14 protein-coding genes and 2 riboswitches are annotated in these 19466 nt (G+C 62.4%); of the genes, 7 read left to right on the top strand and 7 right to left on the bottom strand.

All coding sequences use genetic code 11. The features are described 5' to 3' along the window. Nucleotides 1-96: 96 nt before the first annotated feature. Complete coding sequence (locus IB246_RS27105; RefSeq protein WP_008040046.1) at nucleotides 97-1905, top strand: monovalent cation:proton antiporter-2 (CPA2) family protein; 1809 nt, start codon at nucleotides 97-99, stop codon at nucleotides 1903-1905. Nucleotides 1906-1955: 50 nt separating this feature from the next. On the opposite strand, the gene IB246_RS27100 is transcribed toward IB246_RS27105, so the two are convergent. After that, nucleotides 1956-3515: a TerC family protein gene (locus IB246_RS27100; protein ID WP_008040048.1), complete on the bottom strand. Its 1560-nt coding sequence runs from the start codon at nucleotides 3513-3515 to the stop codon at nucleotides 1956-1958. 281 nt (nucleotides 3516-3796) lie between these two features. Further along, entirely contained in the window at nucleotides 3797-4663 is an 867-nt protein-coding gene (locus tag IB246_RS27095; protein ID WP_008040050.1) for a LysR family transcriptional regulator, read from the bottom strand. Nucleotides 4664-4828: 165 nt separating this feature from the next. On the opposite strand from IB246_RS27095, the gene IB246_RS27090 reads away from it, so the two are divergent. Then, nucleotides 4829-6370 carry an MFS transporter gene (locus IB246_RS27090; protein WP_008040052.1) on the top strand — a complete coding sequence of 514 codons (1542 nt, stop codon included), beginning with the start codon at nucleotides 4829-4831 and terminating at the stop codon, nucleotides 6368-6370. A 108-nt stretch (nucleotides 6371-6478) separates the two neighbouring features. Continuing rightward, nucleotides 6479-7702: an NADH:flavin oxidoreductase/NADH oxidase family protein gene (locus tag IB246_RS27085; protein WP_008040054.1), complete on the top strand. Its 1224-nt coding sequence runs from the start codon at nucleotides 6479-6481 to the stop codon at nucleotides 7700-7702. A gap of 151 nt (nucleotides 7703-7853) precedes the next feature. On the opposite strand, the gene IB246_RS27080 is transcribed toward IB246_RS27085, so the two are convergent. The 5 genes from IB246_RS27080 to cobW form a co-directional block, all read right to left on the bottom strand. Beyond that, on the bottom strand, nucleotides 7854-9500 hold the full coding sequence (locus IB246_RS27080; protein WP_008040056.1) for a phospholipase D-like domain-containing protein: 1647 nt from the start codon (nucleotides 9498-9500) through the stop codon (nucleotides 7854-7856). A 173-nt stretch (nucleotides 9501-9673) separates the two neighbouring features. Continuing rightward, nucleotides 9674-10285 (bottom strand): vWA domain-containing protein, encoded by a 612-nt coding sequence (locus tag IB246_RS27075; RefSeq protein WP_081500207.1) that lies wholly within the window; start codon nucleotides 10283-10285, stop codon nucleotides 9674-9676. 53 nt (nucleotides 10286-10338) lie between these two features. Further along, the gene (locus IB246_RS27070) at nucleotides 10339-11337 is read right to left on the bottom strand and encodes an ATP-binding protein (RefSeq protein WP_008040060.1); all 999 of its coding nucleotides are present in this window, start codon (nucleotides 11335-11337) and stop codon (nucleotides 10339-10341) included. A 153-nt stretch (nucleotides 11338-11490) separates the two neighbouring features. Next, nucleotides 11491-15348 (bottom strand): cobaltochelatase subunit CobN, encoded by a 3858-nt coding sequence (cobN, locus tag IB246_RS27065; protein ID WP_008040061.1) that lies wholly within the window; start codon nucleotides 15346-15348, stop codon nucleotides 11491-11493. A gap of 3 nt (nucleotides 15349-15351) precedes the next feature. After that, nucleotides 15352-16419, bottom strand: a complete 1068-nt coding sequence (gene cobW, locus IB246_RS27060; protein WP_008040062.1) for a cobalamin biosynthesis protein CobW — start codon at nucleotides 16417-16419, stop codon at nucleotides 15352-15354. A 95-nt stretch (nucleotides 16420-16514) separates the two neighbouring features. After that, a riboswitch (cobalamin riboswitch) is annotated at nucleotides 16515-16727 on the bottom strand. Nucleotides 16728-16920: 193 nt separating this feature from the next. Beyond that, nucleotides 16921-17149: riboswitch (cobalamin riboswitch) on the top strand. A 120-nt stretch (nucleotides 17150-17269) separates the two neighbouring features. Here cobW and IB246_RS27055 point away from each other — a divergent pair. The 4 genes from IB246_RS27055 (at nucleotide 17270) to cobM (ending at nucleotide 19420) form a co-directional block, all read left to right on the top strand. Beyond that, on the top strand, nucleotides 17270-17464 hold the full coding sequence (locus tag IB246_RS27055) for a CbtB domain-containing protein (protein WP_008040066.1): 195 nt from the start codon (nucleotides 17270-17272) through the stop codon (nucleotides 17462-17464). Between the two features lie 11 nt (nucleotides 17465-17475). Continuing rightward, complete coding sequence (locus IB246_RS27050) at nucleotides 17476-18180, top strand: CbtA family protein (protein WP_008040067.1); 705 nt, start codon at nucleotides 17476-17478, stop codon at nucleotides 18178-18180. Then, a complete protein-coding gene (locus IB246_RS27045) occupies nucleotides 18177-18602 on the top strand; it encodes a cobalamin biosynthesis protein (protein WP_008040070.1) in 426 nt (141 codons plus the stop codon). The genes IB246_RS27050 and IB246_RS27045 overlap by 4 nt, the downstream gene beginning before the upstream one ends. 71 nt (nucleotides 18603-18673) lie before the next feature. Continuing rightward, nucleotides 18674-19420: a precorrin-4 C(11)-methyltransferase gene (gene cobM / locus IB246_RS27040; RefSeq protein ID WP_008040071.1), complete on the top strand. Its 747-nt coding sequence runs from the start codon at nucleotides 18674-18676 to the stop codon at nucleotides 19418-19420. Nucleotides 19421-19466: the final 46 nt, after the last annotated feature.

Genomic DNA, 19466 nt, shown 5'->3' with positions numbered 1-19466 from the left:
CGCGCCATCCATACAATCATTGCAGGCCTGGCTTGCGCCCGTCGTCTCAGCCTTTATCCTTGTACCCCCCGCCGTACCGAGTTCTGGAGTTTCCCCATGCCCCATGAAGGCAACCTGTTGCAAGCCGCTGTCGTGTTCCTGTTCGCGGCGGTGCTCACCGTTCCTTTAGCCAAGCGCCTGCAACTCGGGGCGGTGCTGGGTTATCTGTTTGCCGGGGTGATCATCGGGCCGTCGGTACTGGGGCTGATCGGCAATCCGCAAAGCGTCAGTCATATTTCCGAACTCGGCGTGGTGTTGCTGCTGTTTATCATCGGCCTGGAGCTGTCGCCGCGACGCTTGTGGGTGATGCGCAAATCGGTGTTTGGCGTCGGTCTGGCGCAGGTGCTGCTGACCGGATCGGTGATTGGCGTGGTGGCGCTGTTCGTGTTTGGCCAGCCGTTGAACAGTGCGATTGTGTTGGGGCTGGGCCTGGCACTGTCCTCGACGGCCTTCGGCCTGCAAAGCCTGGCCGAACGCAAGGAATTGACCAGCCCCCATGGGCGTCTGGCATTCGCGATTCTGCTGTTCCAGGACATCGCAGCGATCCCGCTGATCGCCATGGTGCCGTTGCTGGCGGGCGGCGATCACACCACCACCGCGACTGAGGATTTGAACCACGGCTTGCGCGTTTTGGGCAGCATCGCCGTGGTGGTGATTGGCGGACGGTATCTGCTGCGGCCGGTGTTCCGCGTGGTCGCCCGCACCGGTCTGCCGGAGGTTTCCACCGCCACCGCGTTGCTGGTGGTGATCGGCACGGCGTGGCTGATGGATCTGGTCGGCGTATCGATGGCGCTGGGCGCGTTCCTCGCCGGTTTGCTGCTGGCGGATTCCGAATACCGCCACGAACTGGAAGCGCAGATCGAGCCGTTCAAGGGCCTGCTGCTGGGGCTGTTTTTCATCAGCGTCGGCATGGGCGCGAATCTCAGCCTGCTGCTCAGCGCACCGATCACGGTGCTGGGCCTGACCCTGCTGCTGATCGCCATCAAGTTGCCGCTGCTGTTTGTCGTGGGGCGACTGGCTGGCGGTTTGGGCAAGGTCAGTGCGATTCGTCTCGGTATCGTACTGGCGGCGGGCGGTGAGTTTGCGTTTGTGGTGTTCAAGATCGGTCGCGACCAGGGTTTGTTCGAACCGCGCCTGTACGATCTGCTGGTGCTGACCATCACCCTGTCCATGGCGGTGACGCCGTTGTTGTTGCTGATCTGCGCGCGACTGGTCAGCCCCAAGGTGCAGCCGGTGGTGGTGCCGGAGAAATTCCGCGAGATCGACACCGACGAGCCGCGTGTGGTGATTGCCGGCATGGGCCGGATGGGGCAGATCGTCGCCCGTATCCTGCGCGCGCAGAACATCAAGTTCGTCGCCCTCGACACCTCGGTGGAAACCATCGAACTGTCGCGCAGCTTTGGCGGCGTGCCGGTGTTCTACGGCGACCCGATGCGCCCGGAAATCCTCAGCGCGGCCAAGGTCGAGCAGGCGGAATATTTCATCATCGCCACCGACGACCCGGACACCAACATCAAGACCGCCGAGGTCGTGCACCGGCTGTATCCGCACATCAAGATCATCGCCCGCGCCCGTAACCGTCAGCATGTGCACCGGTTGGTGGACCTGGGGGCCGAGGCGATTCGGGAAACCTATTATTCGAGCCTGGAAATGAGCCGGCGCACGCTGGTGGGATTGGGCCTGACCCAGGCGCAGGCCGATGCACGGATCAAGCGTTTCCAGCATCACGACGAGCAAGTGCTGGAAGCGCAGCATGCGGTGTATGACGATGCGGCGAAGGTATTGCAGACCGCACAGGAAGCCAGGGCGGAACTGGCGAAGCTGTTTGAGTCGGATCAGCTGGAAGAGCAATCCGCGAAGGGTTGAGGTGAATGTGAGGGCCTCACCGCGATGAGGCCCTCAAACTCAGCGAATAATCACCCGCCGATCCGCGTCAGGAACACCCGCGTCACCCGCCGTTCCTCAACCGCCATCACCGTCATGCGCCAGCCTTCCCACTCATGGCTGTCGCCAATCATCGGCAGACGATCCAGCAAGCTCATCACCAGCCCCGCCAAGGTCTGATAGTCCTCGGTCGGCTCTACGGCGAACCCGGTACGCTGGCGAACCCGCATCAGGTTCAACGCACCATTGACCCTGAACCCGCCCGGCTCTTCCACCACGTCCGGCCCCTCGATTTCGCTGGCGTCGGGCAACTCGCCGGCAATCGATTCAAGAATGTCGGTCATGGTCAGCACGCCAACGAAGTCACCGAACTCATTGACCACAAAGGCGATGTGCGTCGAGGCCTGGCGCATCTGTTCCAGGGCATTGAGGATCGAATAACTGTCCAGCAGGTTGATGGTCTTGCGCGCCAGATGCTCAAGGTCCGGCTCGTTGCCGGCCAGGTATTCCTTGAGCAATTCCTTCTTGTGCACGAAGCCCAGCGGCTCATCCACCGCACCGTCGCGTATCAACGGCAGGCGCGAGTAGGACGAATGCATCAGCCGTGTACGAATGGCTTCTGCGTCGTCGGACAGGTCGATGTGATCGACGTCGGCACGGACCGTCATCAACGTGCGAATCGGGCGCTCGGCCAGTTGCAGCACGCCGCTGATCATCACCCGCTCGCGACGGTCGAACAGCTCTTCGCTCGGCGCCTCGCCGTTGTCGAGCATGTCGGCAATCTCTTCGCCGACCTCTTCCACCGCCAGTTTGCGCCCCCCCAGCAAACGCAAAACCGCATGGGCCGTGCGCTCGCGCATCGGTCGCAGGCCCTGCATGGACTTTTTGCGGCGCGCCCGGGCGATCTGGTTGAACAACTCGATCAGGATCGAAAAACCAATGGCCGCGTACAGGTAGCCCTTCGGAATATGGAAGCCCAGGCCTTCAGCGGTCAGCGCGAAGCCGATCATCATCAGGAAGCCCAGACACAGCATGATCACCGTCGGGTGTGCGTTGACGAAACGGGTCAGCGGCTTGCTGGCGACAATCATCAGGCCGATGGAGATGATCACCGCGATCATCATGACCGCCAGCTCATCGACCATGCCCACGGCGGTAATCACCGCGTCGAGGGAGAACACCGCGTCGAGCACCACGATCTGCGCGACGATCGGCCAGAACAGCGCGTAAGCCGTGTTGGACGAGCGCTGGCCAACATGGCCTTCAAGTCGCTCGTGCAATTCCATCGTCGCTTTGAACAACAGGAACACACCACCGAACAACATGATCAGGTCACGGCCGGAGAAACTGTGCTCGAACACCTCGAACAGCGGCTGGGTCAGGGTCACCAGCCAGGAAATACTCGCCAGCAGGCCCAGGCGCATCAGCAAGGCCAGGGACAAACCGATGATTCGCGCACGGTCACGCTGCTCGGGCGGAAGTTTGTCCGCCAGGATCGCGATAAACACCAGGTTGTCGATGCCGAGCACCAGCTCCAGCACGATCAACGTCAACAGGCCCAGCCACGCGGTGGGGTCAGCTATCCATTCCATAAAAACGTCTCGATCTCTTCAGTGAATTCAGAATGCCGGGCACGGCAAGGCGCGGCGCAGAGGCCGTGGAGCTGCAATGACAAGGGTGTTCGGAAGGCGAAAGACCGGGTGTTTCGCGTGTATCAGGCGCGCACGATGGCGCTGAAGGGAAGGATAACTGGGGGGCTCCGAGAGGGTGTTCATGCAAGTCCTGAAAGGAAAAAGGCCTTGGAGCGTACAGGTGAAAGCGACTTTTCCTACAGCCAGAAATCATTACAAAATCTGTAGAAGGCTGCGATCTTTTAACGGTTTTTCACCCGTTCGATATACCGCACCACCGCCGCTGACTTCTCAAACCGCCGATAAACCAACGACAGCCACGAGCTCGCCTCACACCCTTTGATCGACCGGTAAACCACACCGGGCAACCCGACGTGCCCGACCACCGACTCCGGCACCACCGCCACGCCCTGCCCCAGCGACACCAGCGCCAGCACCGCCACCAGCCCGCCGGGTTGCGCCCCGAGTTTCGGCGCAAACCCGCCCTCGGCGGCGACTTGCAAGGTGCCGCTGATCTGCTCTGGCAGAATGAACGTCTCACCCTGCAAATGCTCCGGGCCGATCTCGGTCAAACGGCACAGCCACGACTCGCTCGACAGCGCCAGCACAAAACCTTCCGCGTCGAGGCGAATGGCTTCCAGCCCCTCGGGCAACGTCATGGGTGAACGCACATAACCGATATCGAACCGGCCTTCGAGGACCATCGCCGGCAAGCTCGCCATCGGGCTTTCGCGCACGTTGAGGCTGACGTCCGGGCATTCGCGGCTGAACGCCTGCACCTGCTTTTGCAGCAGGCCCGAGTACACCGCAGAAGCCACGTAACCCAGCTCGATATGACCGATATCCCCTCGCCCGGCGCGCTGGGCGTTGCGTTGGGCGTACTCGAATTGCCGCACCGTCGCCTCGGCTTCAATCAGCAGTGCGGCGCCGGCTTCGGTCAGGCTGACTTCACGGGTCTGGCGCACGAACAGTCGCGTGCCGAGTTCGTTCTCCATGTCCTGGATCTGTCGAGTCAGGGTCGGCGGTGCGATACCGAGTTGTTCGGCAGCACGCGTGAAGTTGCCTTGCCGGGCAACGGCCAGAAAGTAGCGGAAATGCCGTATGTCCATGGACGCATTAGCTCAAAGGTAATGAAGTGCCGGTTTTCGGCTAACGAAGCGCACAAGCGGTCGCGATAAGCTCATTCGGCAATCACAGTAGAGAGCCCACAGCATGTACGTCAAACCCCTTTTCGCCGTTAAAGAAAGCAGCCTTGTGCAAAAGGCAATCCGCTCATGAGCCGCGTCAATCCGCGCCTCACATTGCTGACCGCCTCTGGCGTGTGTTCGTTGATCGTTCTCGACACCAACATCGTCGCCGTCACCCTGCCGACGATCGCCCGGGACCTGGGCGCAAATTTTGCTGACATCGAATGGGTGGTCAGCGCCTACATGCTCGCCTTCGCCGCCCTGTTGCTGCCGGCGGGCAGCATCGCCGACCGCTTCGGCCGGCAGAAAACCCTGCTCTGCGGCCTGGGCATTTTTATTCTGGCGTCCATCGGTTGCGGCGCTGCGCCCAACGCGTTGTTCCTCGACATCGCACGGGCGATCAAGGGGGTCGGCGCGGCGTTGCTGCTGACCTCGGCCCTGGCCTCTATCGGCCATACGTTTCACGATGAAGTGGAACGGGCCAAGGCCTGGGCGTTCTGGGGCGCGTGCATGGGCGTGGCGATGACCGCCGCGCCGACCGTTGGTGGCTTAATCACTGAATTCATTGGCTGGCGCTGGATCTTCTACCTCAATTTACCGGTGGGCCTGTTCCTGATGGTCATGGTCTGGCGTGCGGTGCCGGAATCCCGCGACCCTCAATCCGCACGCCTCGATCCGTGGGGCAGCCTGGCGTTCAGTGGCAGTTTGTTGTGCCTGATCTGGGGTCTGATCGAGGCCAACCGGATCGGCTGGAACAACCCCACCACTTACGCCCGACTGATCGGCGGCGCGCTGTTACTGGGGTTGTTCGTCGTGATCGAGCGGATGCAGCGGCGGCCGATGGTCGACCTGCAATTGTTCAAACATCCGCGCTTCATTGGCGCGCTGCTGGGGATGTTTGCCTACGCCGGTTGCGCGCAGGTGATGATGACGTTGCTGCCGTTTTATCTGCAAAACGGCCTGGGTTTCTCGGCCATCGCCTCAGGGTTGGGCATGTTGCCGTTTGCCCTGACCATGTTGATTTGCCCGCGTATCGGCGTGCGCCTGGCCAGTCGATTTGCCCCGGCCACGTTGATGGCGACCGGTTTGACCCTGGTCGGCAGCGGCAATCTGCTCAGTGCCTGGGCGGTCAGCAGCGGCGGTTACCTGCCTTTTGCCCTGGCGATTGCCGTCACCGGCGCGGGGGCCGGGCTGCTCAACGGCGACACGCAGAAAAACATCATGGCCTGCGTGCCCAGGGAGCGCACCGGGATGGCCTCGGGCATGAGCACCACCATGCGTTTCAGTGCAATCGTGCTGGCGATCGGCGTGTACGGCGCGTTGCTGTCCAGCCATGCCGAACAGTTGTTGCGCGCAGATTTGTCGGCACAAGGCGCGCAATGGCTCGCCCAGACCCAAGGCATCGCGTCACGGGTGGTGGCCGGTGACATGCCGGCAGCGCTGGAGCTGTTGCCGGAAGCCGCGCGCAGCGTGGTCGAACCGTTGGCCCGACAGGCGTTCGTCGGCGGCTTCAGTCTCTTGTTGTTGGTCGCCGGATTACTCGCATTGCTCGGGGCGTTGGTGGTGGGCACGCTGATGCGCAATCCGATTCCCGCCCCATCGGCTGCCGCCATCAGCGCGAAGGCTTGAACGGCGCCAGAGCCGATTCACCAATTTTCATCCCGGTCTCGTTTTCCTGCTTGACATTAAAGTTAGCTTTAAGCTTAGCCTCTGATCTTCACTGATGAGGAGTCAAGCATGTCGCCCTTCCAAGCGTTGAATTTGCCCAACGGCCAGACAATCGGCAATCGCATTGCCAAAGCGGCGATGGAAGAGAACCTTGCCGACACCGGGCAGGCGCCGTCCGATGCACTGTTTCGCTTGTACCAGGCCTGGGCCGGGGGCGAAACCGGGTTGTTGCTGACGGGCAATGTGATGATCGACCGCCGCGCCATGACCGGCCCCGGTGGCGTGGTGCTGGAAGATGAACGCGACATGGAACGCTTTCGCCAATGGGCAACGATTGGCCGCTCCGGTGGCGCGCAATTCTGGATGCAGCTCAATCATCCGGGGCGCCAGACCATGGCCAACCTCGGCCAGCAAGCGTGGGCGCCCTCGGCGGTGGCGCTGGATCTCGGTTCATTTTCCAAGATGTTTGCCGAACCCAAACCGATGTCCGAGGGCGATATCGCCGAGGTAATCACGCGCTTCGCCACCAGCGCTGCCCTCGCCGAAAAGGCCGGTTTCACCGGCGTGCAGATTCATGCGGCGCACGGTTACCTGATCAGCCAGTTCCTGTCGCCATTGACCAATCGCCGCACCGACCGCTGGGGCGGCTCGCTGGAGAACCGCGCACGCTTGTTGCTCGACGTGATCAGCGCCGTTCGCCAAGCCGTATCACCGAAATTCTGCGTCTCGGTAAAACTCAACTCGGCCGACTTCCAGCGCGGTGGCTTCGACGCCGACGATGCCCGCCAAGTGATCCAGTGGCTCAACGAGCAACCGATCGATTTGCTTGAGTTGTCGGGCGGCAGCTACGAAGCACCGGCCATGCAGGGCGAGGCACGCGATGGCCGGACCCTGGCGCGGGAAGCGTACTTTCTGGAAATGGCCGGCGAATTGGCGAGCGTGGCGCGTATGCCGGTAATGGTGACCGGCGGGATTCGGCGTTTGGCGATCGTCGAACAAGTGCTCGACAGCGGCATCGCCATGGCCGGCATCGGCACGGCGTTGGCCCTCGAACCGCAGCTGGTCAAACACTGGCGCGAAGGCCGGAACAGCCATCCGCAACTGCCGCCGATCCACTGGAAACGCAAACCGCTGGCGGCATTGGCGAGCATGGCTGTGGTGAAATTCCAGCTCCAGCGCCTGAGCCGTGGCCGCAAGCCCCGGCCTGAGGTTTCGGCAGTCTGGGCGCTGATCCTTGACCGTTTGTACATTGGGCGGCGTACGCGGCAGTACCGACAGGCGATGGGGAAGTAATCGGGGGGAAGTTCAAAGTTCCACTGACGCGGGGAGACCGTGTCGCCCCCATCGCCGGCAAGCCGGTCTCGCTCCCACATTTGGTCGGTGGCGTACACAAATCCCATGTGGGAGCGAGCCTGCTCGCGATGGGGCCATTGGATACACTGATTTACCGTCCGGAGAATCGCAGTCGCGACAGCTGCCGCAAATCCCCCGCCAGGTAATAATCATCAGTCCAGCTGTCATCCGCCCTCAACGGCTGCACCTGTTTGAGCGCGAGCTTCTTGGCGAAGTAGCGAAAGCGGTAATGCTCGTAGAACCGCAGCAACTCCAAACCATAACGATCAGCCAGATCGGTATCGCCGCGCACGATCAGGTAGTTTTCGTCGTTGCCGTTACTGGCCGCAGCGCTGAGGTTGTGGCTGCCGCTGATGATCGTCGGCGCGTCGCTGGTGAAGTCGGTGACCACGGCTTTGGTGTGCACCAGCAAATTGCCCTTCTGGCCCTTCATGTTCTCTCGAAGCCAGCCTTCCAGCCCGGTGTTGAGCAGCGCAGTCGCGGCAAATTCGGCGCTGCGATCAGCGTGAAAACCGGTGATGCGGCTAGCGGTGTTTTGCAGGCCGTAACGCAAAATGTCGTCGTGGGGCTGGCCAAGCAGCGCGTTGAGAATGTCATCGGGCAAGGCGAACGCAGTGACAAACAGCACGTCCTTTTTCGCGGCGTTGATGATCTCGACAAACGCCCGCAAATCACCCTGCCCCGAACGCGGTGAGAACCCGGCGAACAACGGCTGCTGCGGGTCTATCGGGTTGTGTTGCGTGATCCATTGCCGGGTGGCGCCGACGTCGTCCGGTGTCGCCCAGACTTGCTCGAAGGTCTGCAGATAGCTGGCGCTGATGCGCGCGTCGTCCAGCACATGCACCACGTTGGCCTGTCGATAAACGCCATTGGGCGTGAAGTTGGTGCTGCCGCACAGCACCGCTTCAGGCTGAAGCTGCCCGGCGGCATCGACCTGGCTCAGCACCATGAATTTGTTGTGGAAGATGTTATGGGTGACACGCCCGCGCTTGTTCGCCGCCGGAATTTTTTCCAGGCTGGCCTGGTTGATGACGGTGTCGTCATCGTCGGGTTGTGCGTGATACAGCACGCGAACCTTCACACCCCGTTCGAACGCCGCGTTGACGGCATCGACGATCACCTGCAACTCGTACTCGTAAATGGCAATGTCCAGCGCCCACTGACCATCCAGCGCCCGTTCGATAAACCCCAGCAAGCGCCCGAGCAAACCGTTTTCCAGCCACTGGCGCGGCGCATCGGGCCAGGCCTCGATGGGCAGGTTCTTGTTGGCGCTGATCAACGCGTCGAGGTCGGGAAACTTGCGCTGGAATGCCTGGCTGGCGGCCACCGCGCGGTTGAAAATCACACTCTGATTGTGCGGCAGGCCGTTGTCGGACGTGACGGTCACCTCCAGAAATTCGCCCAGCTGCGGTGCATCAGCGCTGCCATAGGCGAGGTGGATTCGGTAATGGATCGTCATCCCCGGATTGACCGCATAATCGGCCCAGCGAAATTTCTGCAACGGCGCGAGGTCGCTCGGGGTGGCGTGAAACTGCGGGAACGTATGAGCCTTGCCGGGGAACGTCAGGCTATTGAACAGGAACAACCAGGGTTTGCTGCCTTGCTGTTTTTCGATGGCGAAACCCAGAAGGCCCTTGCGGCGGGATTCGGCCAGATCCATGGCCAGCAGCACGCCGTTGGTACCGGCGTAGGCTTTGACGCGGAAATCGTCCTGACTGTTTGTGGCTAGAACACGCATGCTTCACTCCTGTGAATGGCTTGCCTGGATAGCATAGGGCAGCGCTGCAGATTAACCGGATTATCCGGAACCGAGGTGATGCCTTCGCGGGCAAGCCTCGCTCCTACAGGTTACGCATTGTCCCTGTAGGAGCGAGGCTTGCCCGCGAAGAGGCCAGCACAGACACTGCAAACTCAGCCTGAAACCAGCTCATCAATATGCCGATAATCCGTTTGCAGCTCCGCTGCCAACTGCCGCGCCCGCCCCAGCCGGATCGGTCCACGCTCGATGTCGATCAGCAGCCCCGGACACGCCAGCGCCGGCAACCCCGACCACTCCTTCAACCGCCCATCGGTCACCAGCAACAACCGTTGCTGCTCCGCCGGAAAGCGTTTTTGCCGGACCGCGAGCCATCTCCCCGCTTCGCCCAGTGCCGCCAGCAACGGCGTACCGCCGCCCGCGCCAAGGCCATCGAGCCAGTGGCGCAACCCGCTGGAAGCTTTCAACCCTTGCACTTGCCACTTCGGCGCATGGCCGCTGGCCGTCAGCAACGCCAGGTGCGCACGCTGGCGATAAGCGTCGTCGAACAACTGCGCCAACAGCCCCTTGGCGTCGCTCAAGGCCTGGTGGCGGCGCGTCGAGGCCGAGGCGTCGACGATCACCAGCCACAGTTCATGGGGCGAACGGGTGCGCAATTGAAACAACACATCCTGGCGTTGGCGCGGGCGGCCGTTGAGCAAGGTGCCGGGCCAATTGATCGAGCCGTTGCGGGCGGCATGACGCTTACCCTGCTTGCCGTGGTCCAGCCGTCCGGCGCGGGGCTTGGCATTCGCCCCCGCGTCAGATCGAGGGCGAATGCCTAGGGCTTTTTTGGCCAGCTCGGCACTTCACGTCGAGCACCGACCGGCAGCGCCTGCGCCGGCATTTCGCCCCATTGGCCCTGGCCTTCGCTCGGGCTGGATTGTTGCGGGGCGGGTTGCCGGGCCTGTTGAGGCGCCGGTGGCGACTGTTCGCGACGACGATGGCGCAAGGCGAACTCGGCAACGGCATCGATATCTTCCTCGGCAATGGCGCTCGCCCCCCGCCACGCCGCATGGGCACGGGCGGCACGCAGCCAGACCAGATCGGCGCGCAGCCCATCGACACCGGCGGCAAAACAGCGCTCGGTAATCTGTGCCAGCGCCTCATCATCGAGGGGGATGCTCGCCAGTGTGCTGCGCGCTGTCTGGCAACGCTCACGCAAAGACTGCTGCTGGCTTTCCCACTCGGCGCAGAAGCGTTGCGGATCGCTGTCGAAATCCAGCCGCCGACGGATGATCTGCCCACGCTGGGCGGGTGCGGTATGACCGCTGAGGGCGACGTTCAGGCCAAAGCGGTCGAGCAGTTGCGGACGCAACTCGCCCTCTTCCGGATTCATGGTGCCGATCAACACGAACTTTGCCGAATGCCGATGGGAAATACCGTCACGCTCGATCAGGTTGGTGCCGCTGGCGGCGACGTCGAGCAGCAAGTCCACCAGGTGATCGGGCAGCAGATTGACTTCATCGACGTAGAGCACGCCGCCGTCAGCCTTGGCCAGTACGCCGGGCGAAAACTGCGCACGACCTTCGCTCAGGGCGGCATCAAGGTCGAGGGTGCCGACCAGGCGTTCTTCAGTGGCACCCAGCGGCAAGGTGACGAACTGACCGCTGGCGAGCAGGTCCGCGAGGCCTCGGGCCAGGGTGGATTTGGCCATGCCGCGTGGACCTTCGATCAGCACGCCGCCGATTTTCGGGTCGATGGCGGTGAGGTACAAAGCGAGTTTGAGATCGTCGGCGCCGACCACGGCGGAGAGCGGGAAATGCGGGGTGTCGGTCATTATCAAATCTCGGTCATGGTCGGTGAAATGCTTCTAACTGTGGGAGCGAGACCGGCTTGCCGGCGATAGCGGTGTGTCAGGCAAATCAATATTGACTGACCCAACGCTATCGCCGGCAAGCCGGTCTCACTCCTACAGGGGATCTACGGTGTGTCAGGTGTCTTCTTCTATGTCCAGCAGCAGGTTTTCCAGTGCTTCTTTATAGGCGCCGGGCTCTTGCCACATCCCGCGCTGCTGTGCTTCCAGCATGCGCTCCGTCATGTCGCGTAACGCATGGGGATTGTGCTCGCGCACAAAATCCCGGGTTGCAGGGTCCAGCAAATACGCATCGGCCAGCAACGCGTATTGGTGATCGTCGATCAACTGCGTCGTCGCGTCGAACGCGAACAGGTTATCGACCGTCGCCGCCAGTTCAAACGCACCTTTGTAGCCGTGGCGCTTAACGCCGTCGATCCACTTCGGATTGGCCGCCCGCGAGCGGATCACCCGGTTCAGTTCTTCCTTCAGCGTACGGATTTTCGGCAAGTCCGGTTGGCTGTGGTCGCCATGGTAACTGGCCGCCGCTGCACCGCTGAGGCTTTCCACGGCCGCGAGCATACCGCCCTGGAACTGGTAATAGTCGTTGGAGTCGAGCAAATCATGCTCGCGGTTGTCCTGATTTTGCAGCACGGCCTGAACCTGGCTCAGGCGCTGGGCGAACTGCTCGCGGGCCGCAGTGCCTTCGTCGGCACCGCCGTAAGCGTAGCCGCCCCAATTCAGGTAAACCTCGGCCAGGTCTTCGCGGCTCTGCCACAAACGACCATCGATTGCCCCTTGCACGCCAGCACCGTAAGCACCGGGTTTGGCGCCGAAGATGCGCCAACCGGCCTGCCGTTTGGCCGCTTCTTCATCAAGGCCCGATTGCAGCAACGCCTCGCGCTCGGCGCGGACCTTGGCCGCCAATGGATTGAGATCGTCCGGTTCATCCAGCGCAGCGACTGCCTGCACCGCCGCATCGAACAAGCGGATCAGATTGGCAAAGGCATCACGGAAGAATCCGGACACGCGCAAGGTCACGTCCACGCGTGGGCGGTCGAGCAGGCTCAGCGGCAGAATTTCGAAGTCATCGACCCGCTGACTGCCCGTCGCCCAGACCGGGCGCACACCCATCAGCGCCATGGCTTGCGCGATGTCGTCGCCGCCGGTGCGCATGGTCGCGGTGCCCCAGACCGACAGGCCGAGCTGACGCAGGTGATCGCCGTGGTCCTGCAAGTGCCGCTCGAGAATCAGGTTCGCCGATTGGAAACCGATGCGCCACGCGGTGGTGGTCGGCAGGTTGCGCACGTCCACCGAATAGAAATTGCGTCCGGTCGGCAGCACGTCCAGCCGCCCGCGACTCGGCGCGCCGCTGGGGCCGGCAGGGACGAAACGACCGCTGAGGGCGTCGAGCAAGCCGCGCATTTCCGACGGGCCGCAGGCGTCGAGCCGTGGCGCAACGACTTCGCGCAGGTTGTCGAGGATGGCGCTCACATCAGACCACCCCGGCCCCTGTGGGAGCGAGCCTGCTCGCGAATGCGGTGTGACAGGCAAATCAATGTCGACTGACACTCCGCTTTCGCGAGCAGGCTCGCTCCCACAGGGTTTGGGGGTGGCATTTAAAACTTGTGAAATCAGTTGAGCGGCAAACAGTTCGAGGCGTTCGCGGGTATCGCCGGCAGTTCGCCAGACTTCATCGTCGAGCGATTGCAGCTCAATCGGTCGCGGCCCAACCCAAGGCTCAGCCAACGCGCAATCCAGCGGATCAAAGCCCAATCCAAACGCCTTGGCCAACGCCCGCAGCAGACTCGACTGCGCGCCACGGCCATCGCCCCGTGGAATCCGCAACAAAGCCAACAACGTGTCGATGCGCAGACGCCCGGTCGGCGATTCACCAAAGATGTGCAACCCATCGCGGATCTGCGATTCCTTCAGATCGCACAAATACGTGTCCAGGCGCGGCAGCCAGATCGCTGCATCGGCGTCGCTGTCGAGCTTCTCGTCCAGTTGCAACTCACGGTCGATGTGCGTGTCGCGCACCAATTGCAGAATGTCGCGCTGCAATTCACGAGCGCGACGCGGGTCAAGCAATTGCGCTTCGTAATACTCGTCGGCAAGTAGCTCGAGGTTACGCAGCGGACCGTAGGTTTCGGCGCGGGTCAGCGGCGGCATCAGGTGATCGATGATCACCGCTTGCGTGCGGCGCTTGGCCTGGGCGCCCTCACCCGGATCGTTGACGATGAACGGATAGATGTTCGGCAGCGGCCCGAGCAATGCGTCCGGCCAGCAATGCTCGGACAGTCCGACGCCTTTGCCCGGCAGCCATTCGAGGTTGCCGTGCTTGCCGACGTGGATCACGCCGTGGGCGCCGTAGGTGTTGCGCAACCAGAAATAGAACGCCAGATAACCGTGGGGCGGTACCAGGTCCGGGTCGTGATAGACCGCGCTCGGGTCCACCTGATAACCGCGCGCCGGTTGAATGCCGACGAAGGTCAGGCCGAAACGCAGGCCGGCGATCATCATTCGCCCGTCACGGAACATCGGATCGTTTTGCGCGGTGCCCCAACGTTCCAGCACTGCCTGGCGATTAGCCTCGGGCAAGGCGTTGAACATCAGGTTGTAATCATCCAGCGCGAGGCTTTGCTGGCACGGGCGCTGATCGAGGGTGTCGAGATCGTTACTGACGCCGCCGAGCAATTGTTGGATCAGTTCGGTGCCGCTGCCCGGCAGTTCGGCCGGCAGCGGGTAACCTTCTTGATGCAGCGCACGCAGAATATTCAGCGCGGCGGCCGGTGTGTCTAGGCCCACGCCGTTGCCGATGCGCCCGTCGCGGGTCGGGTAGTTGGCGAGGATCAGGGCGATGCGTTTTTCGCTGTTCGGCACCCGCGCCAGATCGATCCAGCGCCGCGCCAGTTCGGCGACAAAATCCATGCGTTCCGGTTGTGGTCGATAGCACACCACGTCGGACTGACTGCGCTCACTGCGCCACGCCAGGTCCTTGAAGCTGATCGGGCGACTGATGATCCGCCCGTCCAGCTCCGGCAGCGCGATGTGCATCGCCAGATCCCGCGGGCCGAGGCCTTGCTCGCTGGCACGCCAACCGGGTTCGTTGTCCTGGGCGCAGATGGCCTGGATCACCGGAATGTTGCGTCGAAACGGTCGCAAGTGCGGCGCTTCGGGGCTGGATTGGGCGAAGCCGGTGGTGTTGAGAATCACCGAGGCTTCGACTTCATCCAGCCAGTCCTCGACCACCGAGAGGCAGCCGGGCTCTTTGAGACTGGCCACGGCAATCGGCAAGGGATTCAACCCCGCCGCTTGCAAACGCTGGCAGAAAACATCAATGAAAGCGGTGTTCGCCGCCTGCAAATGCGAGCGGTAAAACAGCACCGCCGCCACCGGTTGATCGGCCTGCCAGTCGGCTAGCCAATCCTGCAGTGCGGCGGGACTTTTTTGTGGGTGGTAAATCGCTGTGCGCGGCAGGGTTTGCGGTTCGGCCCACGCGTAGTCGCGCTCCAGCCAACGAGTGGCGAGGCAGCGAAACAGATCGAGCGCGTTGGCCATGCCGCCCTGACGCAAGTAATGCCAAAGCCGGTCGCGGTCTTCGGCAACCACCGTGCTCAGGTCGCTGAGTTCCGGGTCCGGGCGATCATCGCCGGGCACCAGAATCAGCTGCACGCCGCGCTGGGAGAGCTCGACCAACCGCTCGACGCCGTAACGCCAATACGCAATGCCGCCGTGCAGCGAGATCAGAATCACCTTGGCGTGGCGCAGCACTTCGTCGACATACAAATCGACCGAGGCGTGGTTCTGCACCTGCATCGGGTTGGCCAGACGCACGCTCGGGTAATCGTCCGGCAGCTGTTGCGCGGCTTCGGCGAGCAGCGCGAGGCTGGAATCGCCGCTGCACAGGATCACCAGCTCGGCAGGGGTTTGTCCAAGATCGGCAATGTTGTCATCCGAGACGAAACCGCCGGGCTGGGTCCTGAGCAGATGCATGGGTTAAACGCTGAGCGCGGCGCGCAGTTGCGCTTCGAGTTGCGCGGCGTCGAGCGCCTGGCCGATCAGCACCAGACGCGTGGTGCGCGCTTCGTCGGCGCCCCACTGACGGTCGAAATGCTTGTCGAAACGCGTGCCCACGCCCTGGATCAACAGGCGCATCGGCTTGTTCGGGATCGCCGCGAAACCCTTGACCCGCAGGATGCCGTGCTTGACCACCAATTGCGTCAGCGCGTCCATCAGCAGGCTTTCGTCGGCTTGTGGCAGTTCGATGGAAATGGAGTCGAACGCGTCGTGATCGTGGTCGTCATGGTCATCGCCGTCGTGGTGATGATCGTGGTGGCTATGACGGCTGTCGATGTGTACTTCGGAGCCGGCGCCGAGACCGATCAGCACGTCCAGTGGCAGGCGACCGCTGCTGGCTTCGATGACTTTGACGGCGGGCGGCAGTTCTTCGGCGACTTCCAGGCGTACGCGGGCCAGGTCTTCGGCGCTGATCAGGTCGGCCTTGTTGAGAATCACCAGGTCGGCGCTGGCCAGTTGGTCGGCGAACAGCTCGTGCAGCGGCGATTCGTGGTCCAGGTTCGGGTCGAGTTTGCGCTGGGCATCCACTTGGTCCGGGAACGCGGCGAACGTGCCGGCCGCCACGGCCGGGCTGTCGACCACGGTGATCACCGCGTCAACGGTGCAGGCGCTGCGGATTTCCGGCCACTGGAAGGCCTGGACCAAAGGTTTTGGCAGGGCCAGGCCCGAAGTTTCGATCAGGATGTGATCGAGGTCGCCGCGACGGGCCACCAGTTCACGCATCACCGGGAAGAATTCTTCCTGGACGGTGCAGCACAGGCAGCCGTTGGCCAGTTCGTAGACGCGGCCGTTGGCTTCTTCTTCGGTGCAACCGATGGAGCACTGCTTGAGAATTTCGCCGTCGATGCCCAGCTCGCCGAACTCGTTGACGATCACCGCGATGCGGCGGCCCTGCGCGTTATCGAGCATGTGCCGCAGCAAGGTGGTTTTGCCCGAGCCGAGGAAGCCGGTAACGATGGTGACGGGGAGTTTGGCCAGTGTTTTCATCGGATGCCCTTTGGCAAGGTGGCGGGCATGCGGGACGACGACCGCAGCGACAGGCGCGCGGAAGAGTTCGCCACCGGATCACCCCGCCCGGTTGTAGTGAGAATTCGTGTCGAGGCAGGTCTCCTGGCTGACGGTGTGCCTGTCGCGAGACTGGCGTTGGCTGCGCCTTCCCGCGAACCCGTTGGACAGGTTTGCAGTGGCGTGGCAGCGAACATCACCGTTCACAGTTGCGGGGGCAGCCGCGGCATCGACCGCGTTCCCTTCTTAGCTCCGGCAAACGCCGAAGAACCTCGAATGCGCAAGGCTACGCATGGTGTGGGGGCGGGTCAATGTCTTGTGGTAGCCGCACGGGCCCCTTCGCGGGCAAGTCGGGTCACCGCATCGCTCGCTCCTACAGAGAAATGCGATCCCCTGTAGGAGCGAGGCTTGCCCGCGAAAGGGGCGACTCGGTTAGGAGTTGAGAACCCTTGCCAATTGACGCCCAACCCCCGCCCATGCTCTCCTACACACCTTGTTACGGGTGCCCTTCACAGGGTGAAACGGGAAACCGGTGATTCATGTGCTTTACTCAAAGCCATGTCAGTCCGGTGCTGCCCCCGCAACGGTAAGCGAGCGAAGCGTCAGATCCACTGTGCCAGCAGTTCGGCATGGGAAGGTGACGCTTGCAGGTTTCGGCTGACGCCAAAGCCCCTCGTGAGCCCGGAGACCGGCCCGCAACACAAAGTGACGATTTACGTTCACTGAATAACAAACCCGCGGTGGGCGGGCGCTGTTTGAATCTCTGCGAGCCCGATTCGCAGGGGTCTTCCATGCGCTCTATTCACCCGCTGACAGACCAGAGGGAAGCGCCATGTCGATCATCAGCAGCACCGGCCACACATCCACCAGCACCACCACGACCACCCTGGCTCAACGCCTGACCGCCGCCGTCTGCGCGTCGATCCTAGGCGCGTGCCTGGTGTATTTCGCCGGTTTCTCGCACATCGAAGCGGTGCACAACGCTGCGCACGATACCCGACACAGCTCCGCCTTCCCGTGCCATTGAGACCTGTCGACATGATCAAGCGTATTGCGCAAACCGCAGGTTTCACAGGGCTGCTGGCCGCCCTGTTGCTGACCCTGCTGCAAAGCTTCTGGGTCGCTCCGCTGATTCTGCAGGCCGAGACTTACGAAAAATCCGAGCCGGCCGCTGTTGAAGTTCATGAACACGCCGCCGGTGCCGCCGCTCACACCCACGATGCAGAAGCCTGGGAGCCGGAAGACGGCTGGCAGCGCGTGCTGTCGACGACTGGCGGCAACCTGGTAGTGGCTGTCGGTTTTGCCCTGATGCTCGCGGGCCTCTACACGCTGCGCTCGCCGACCAAAACCTCGCAGGGCTTGCTCTGGGGCCTGGCCGGTTACGCGACGTTTGTACTGGCACCGACCCTCGGCCTGCCGCCGGAACTGCCGGGCACAGCTGCGGCTGACCTGGCACAACGGCAAATCTGGTGGATCGGCACTGCAGCGTCCACCGCCGTCGGCATCGCGCTGATCGCTTTCAGCCGCCACTGGCTGATGAAGATCCTGGGCGTGGCGATTCTCGCCGTCCCTCACGTGATCGGTGCACCACAACCGGAAGTGCACTCGATGCTCGCGCCCCAAGCCCTGGAAACGCAGTTCAAAATCGCTTCGCAGCTGACCAACCTCGGATTCTGGCTGGCCCTGGGCCTGATCAGTGCCTGGTTGTTCCGCCGTAAAAGCGATGGTCAATACCACGCATGAGCGACACCAGCACAGCGCCGACGTTAGTGGTCGGCCTGGGCTGCCAGCGCGGCTGCCCCGTCAGCACGCTTCGGGCGTTACTCGATCAGGCATTACAGGCGCATCAAATCGGACTTCAGCAGATCTCGGCGTTGGCCAGCATCGACCTGAAGCGCGACGAACCGGGCCTGATCGAGCTTGCCGCGCAACTCGAATTGCCGCTGACGTACTTCAGCAGTGAAGAATTGGCCGGTTATCAACCGCAACTCAGCCACCGTTCGGAAATCGCTTTTGAGCGCACCGGCTGCTACGGCGTAGCAGAAAGCGCCGCCCTCGCCCTTGCCGAACAACTGGCCCAGGCGCCGGCAAAACTGCTGATTTCCCGACAAAAATATGCCCAGGCGACCCTGGCATTGGCCTGCGCGGCGCAAAATCCCCGATAATCCTCGCCTTCGATCATGAGCAATCTTCATCTGAAGCCTTGCCCAGCCCTCTTTTTTGACAGGAAACGACGATGACCGTCTATTTCATTGGCGCAGGTCCTGGCGACCCGGAACTGATCACCGTCAAAGGCCAGCGGCTGATCCGCAGCTGCCCGGTAATCATCTACGCAGGCTCACTGGTGCCCGCCGCCGTACTGGAAGGCCACAACGCCGAACAGGTGGTCAACAGCGCCGAACTGCACCTGGAACAGATCATCGAGCTGATCAGAACCGCCCATGCCAACGGTCAGGACGTGGCGCGGGTGCATTCCGGCGATCCGAGCCTGTATGGCGCGATTGGCGAGCAGATTCGTTACCTGCGCGAACTCGATATTGCGTTTGAAATCATTCCCGGTGTTACCGCGACGGCGGCGTGTGCGGCGCTGTTGGGTGCGGAGCTGACGTTGCCGGACGTGTCACAGAGCGTGATCCTGACTCGCTACGCCGACAAGACCGCGATGCCGGCCGGTGAAGAGCTGGGCAGCCTGGCGCAGCATGGGGCGACCATGGCCATTCATTTGGGGGTGAATCACCTGGAGAAAATCCTGGTTGAATTGCTGCCGCATTACGGCGCGGACTGCCCGATTGCGGTGATTCACCGGGCGACCTGGCCGGATCAGGATTGGGTGGTGGGGACGATTGCGGATATTGCCGGAAAGGTTGAGGCGAAGGGGTTTCGGCGCACGGCGTTGATTCTGGTGGGTCGGGTGTTGGGCAGTGATCAGTTCAGTGAGTCGTCGCTGTATCGTGCCGGGCATGCGCATTTGTATCGGCCATAGGGCCCCATCGCGAGCAGGCTCGCTCCCACATTAGATCTGTGCCGGA

Origin of the sequence: Pseudomonas sp. PDM01 (genome assembly GCF_014852325.1) — a bacterium.
In the GTDB taxonomy this organism is placed as follows: Bacteria; Pseudomonadota; Gammaproteobacteria; order Pseudomonadales; family Pseudomonadaceae; genus Aquipseudomonas; species Aquipseudomonas migulae.
The sequence above is the reverse complement of the archived record's forward strand: the minus strand, read 5'-3'. Positions and strand labels throughout refer to the sequence as shown.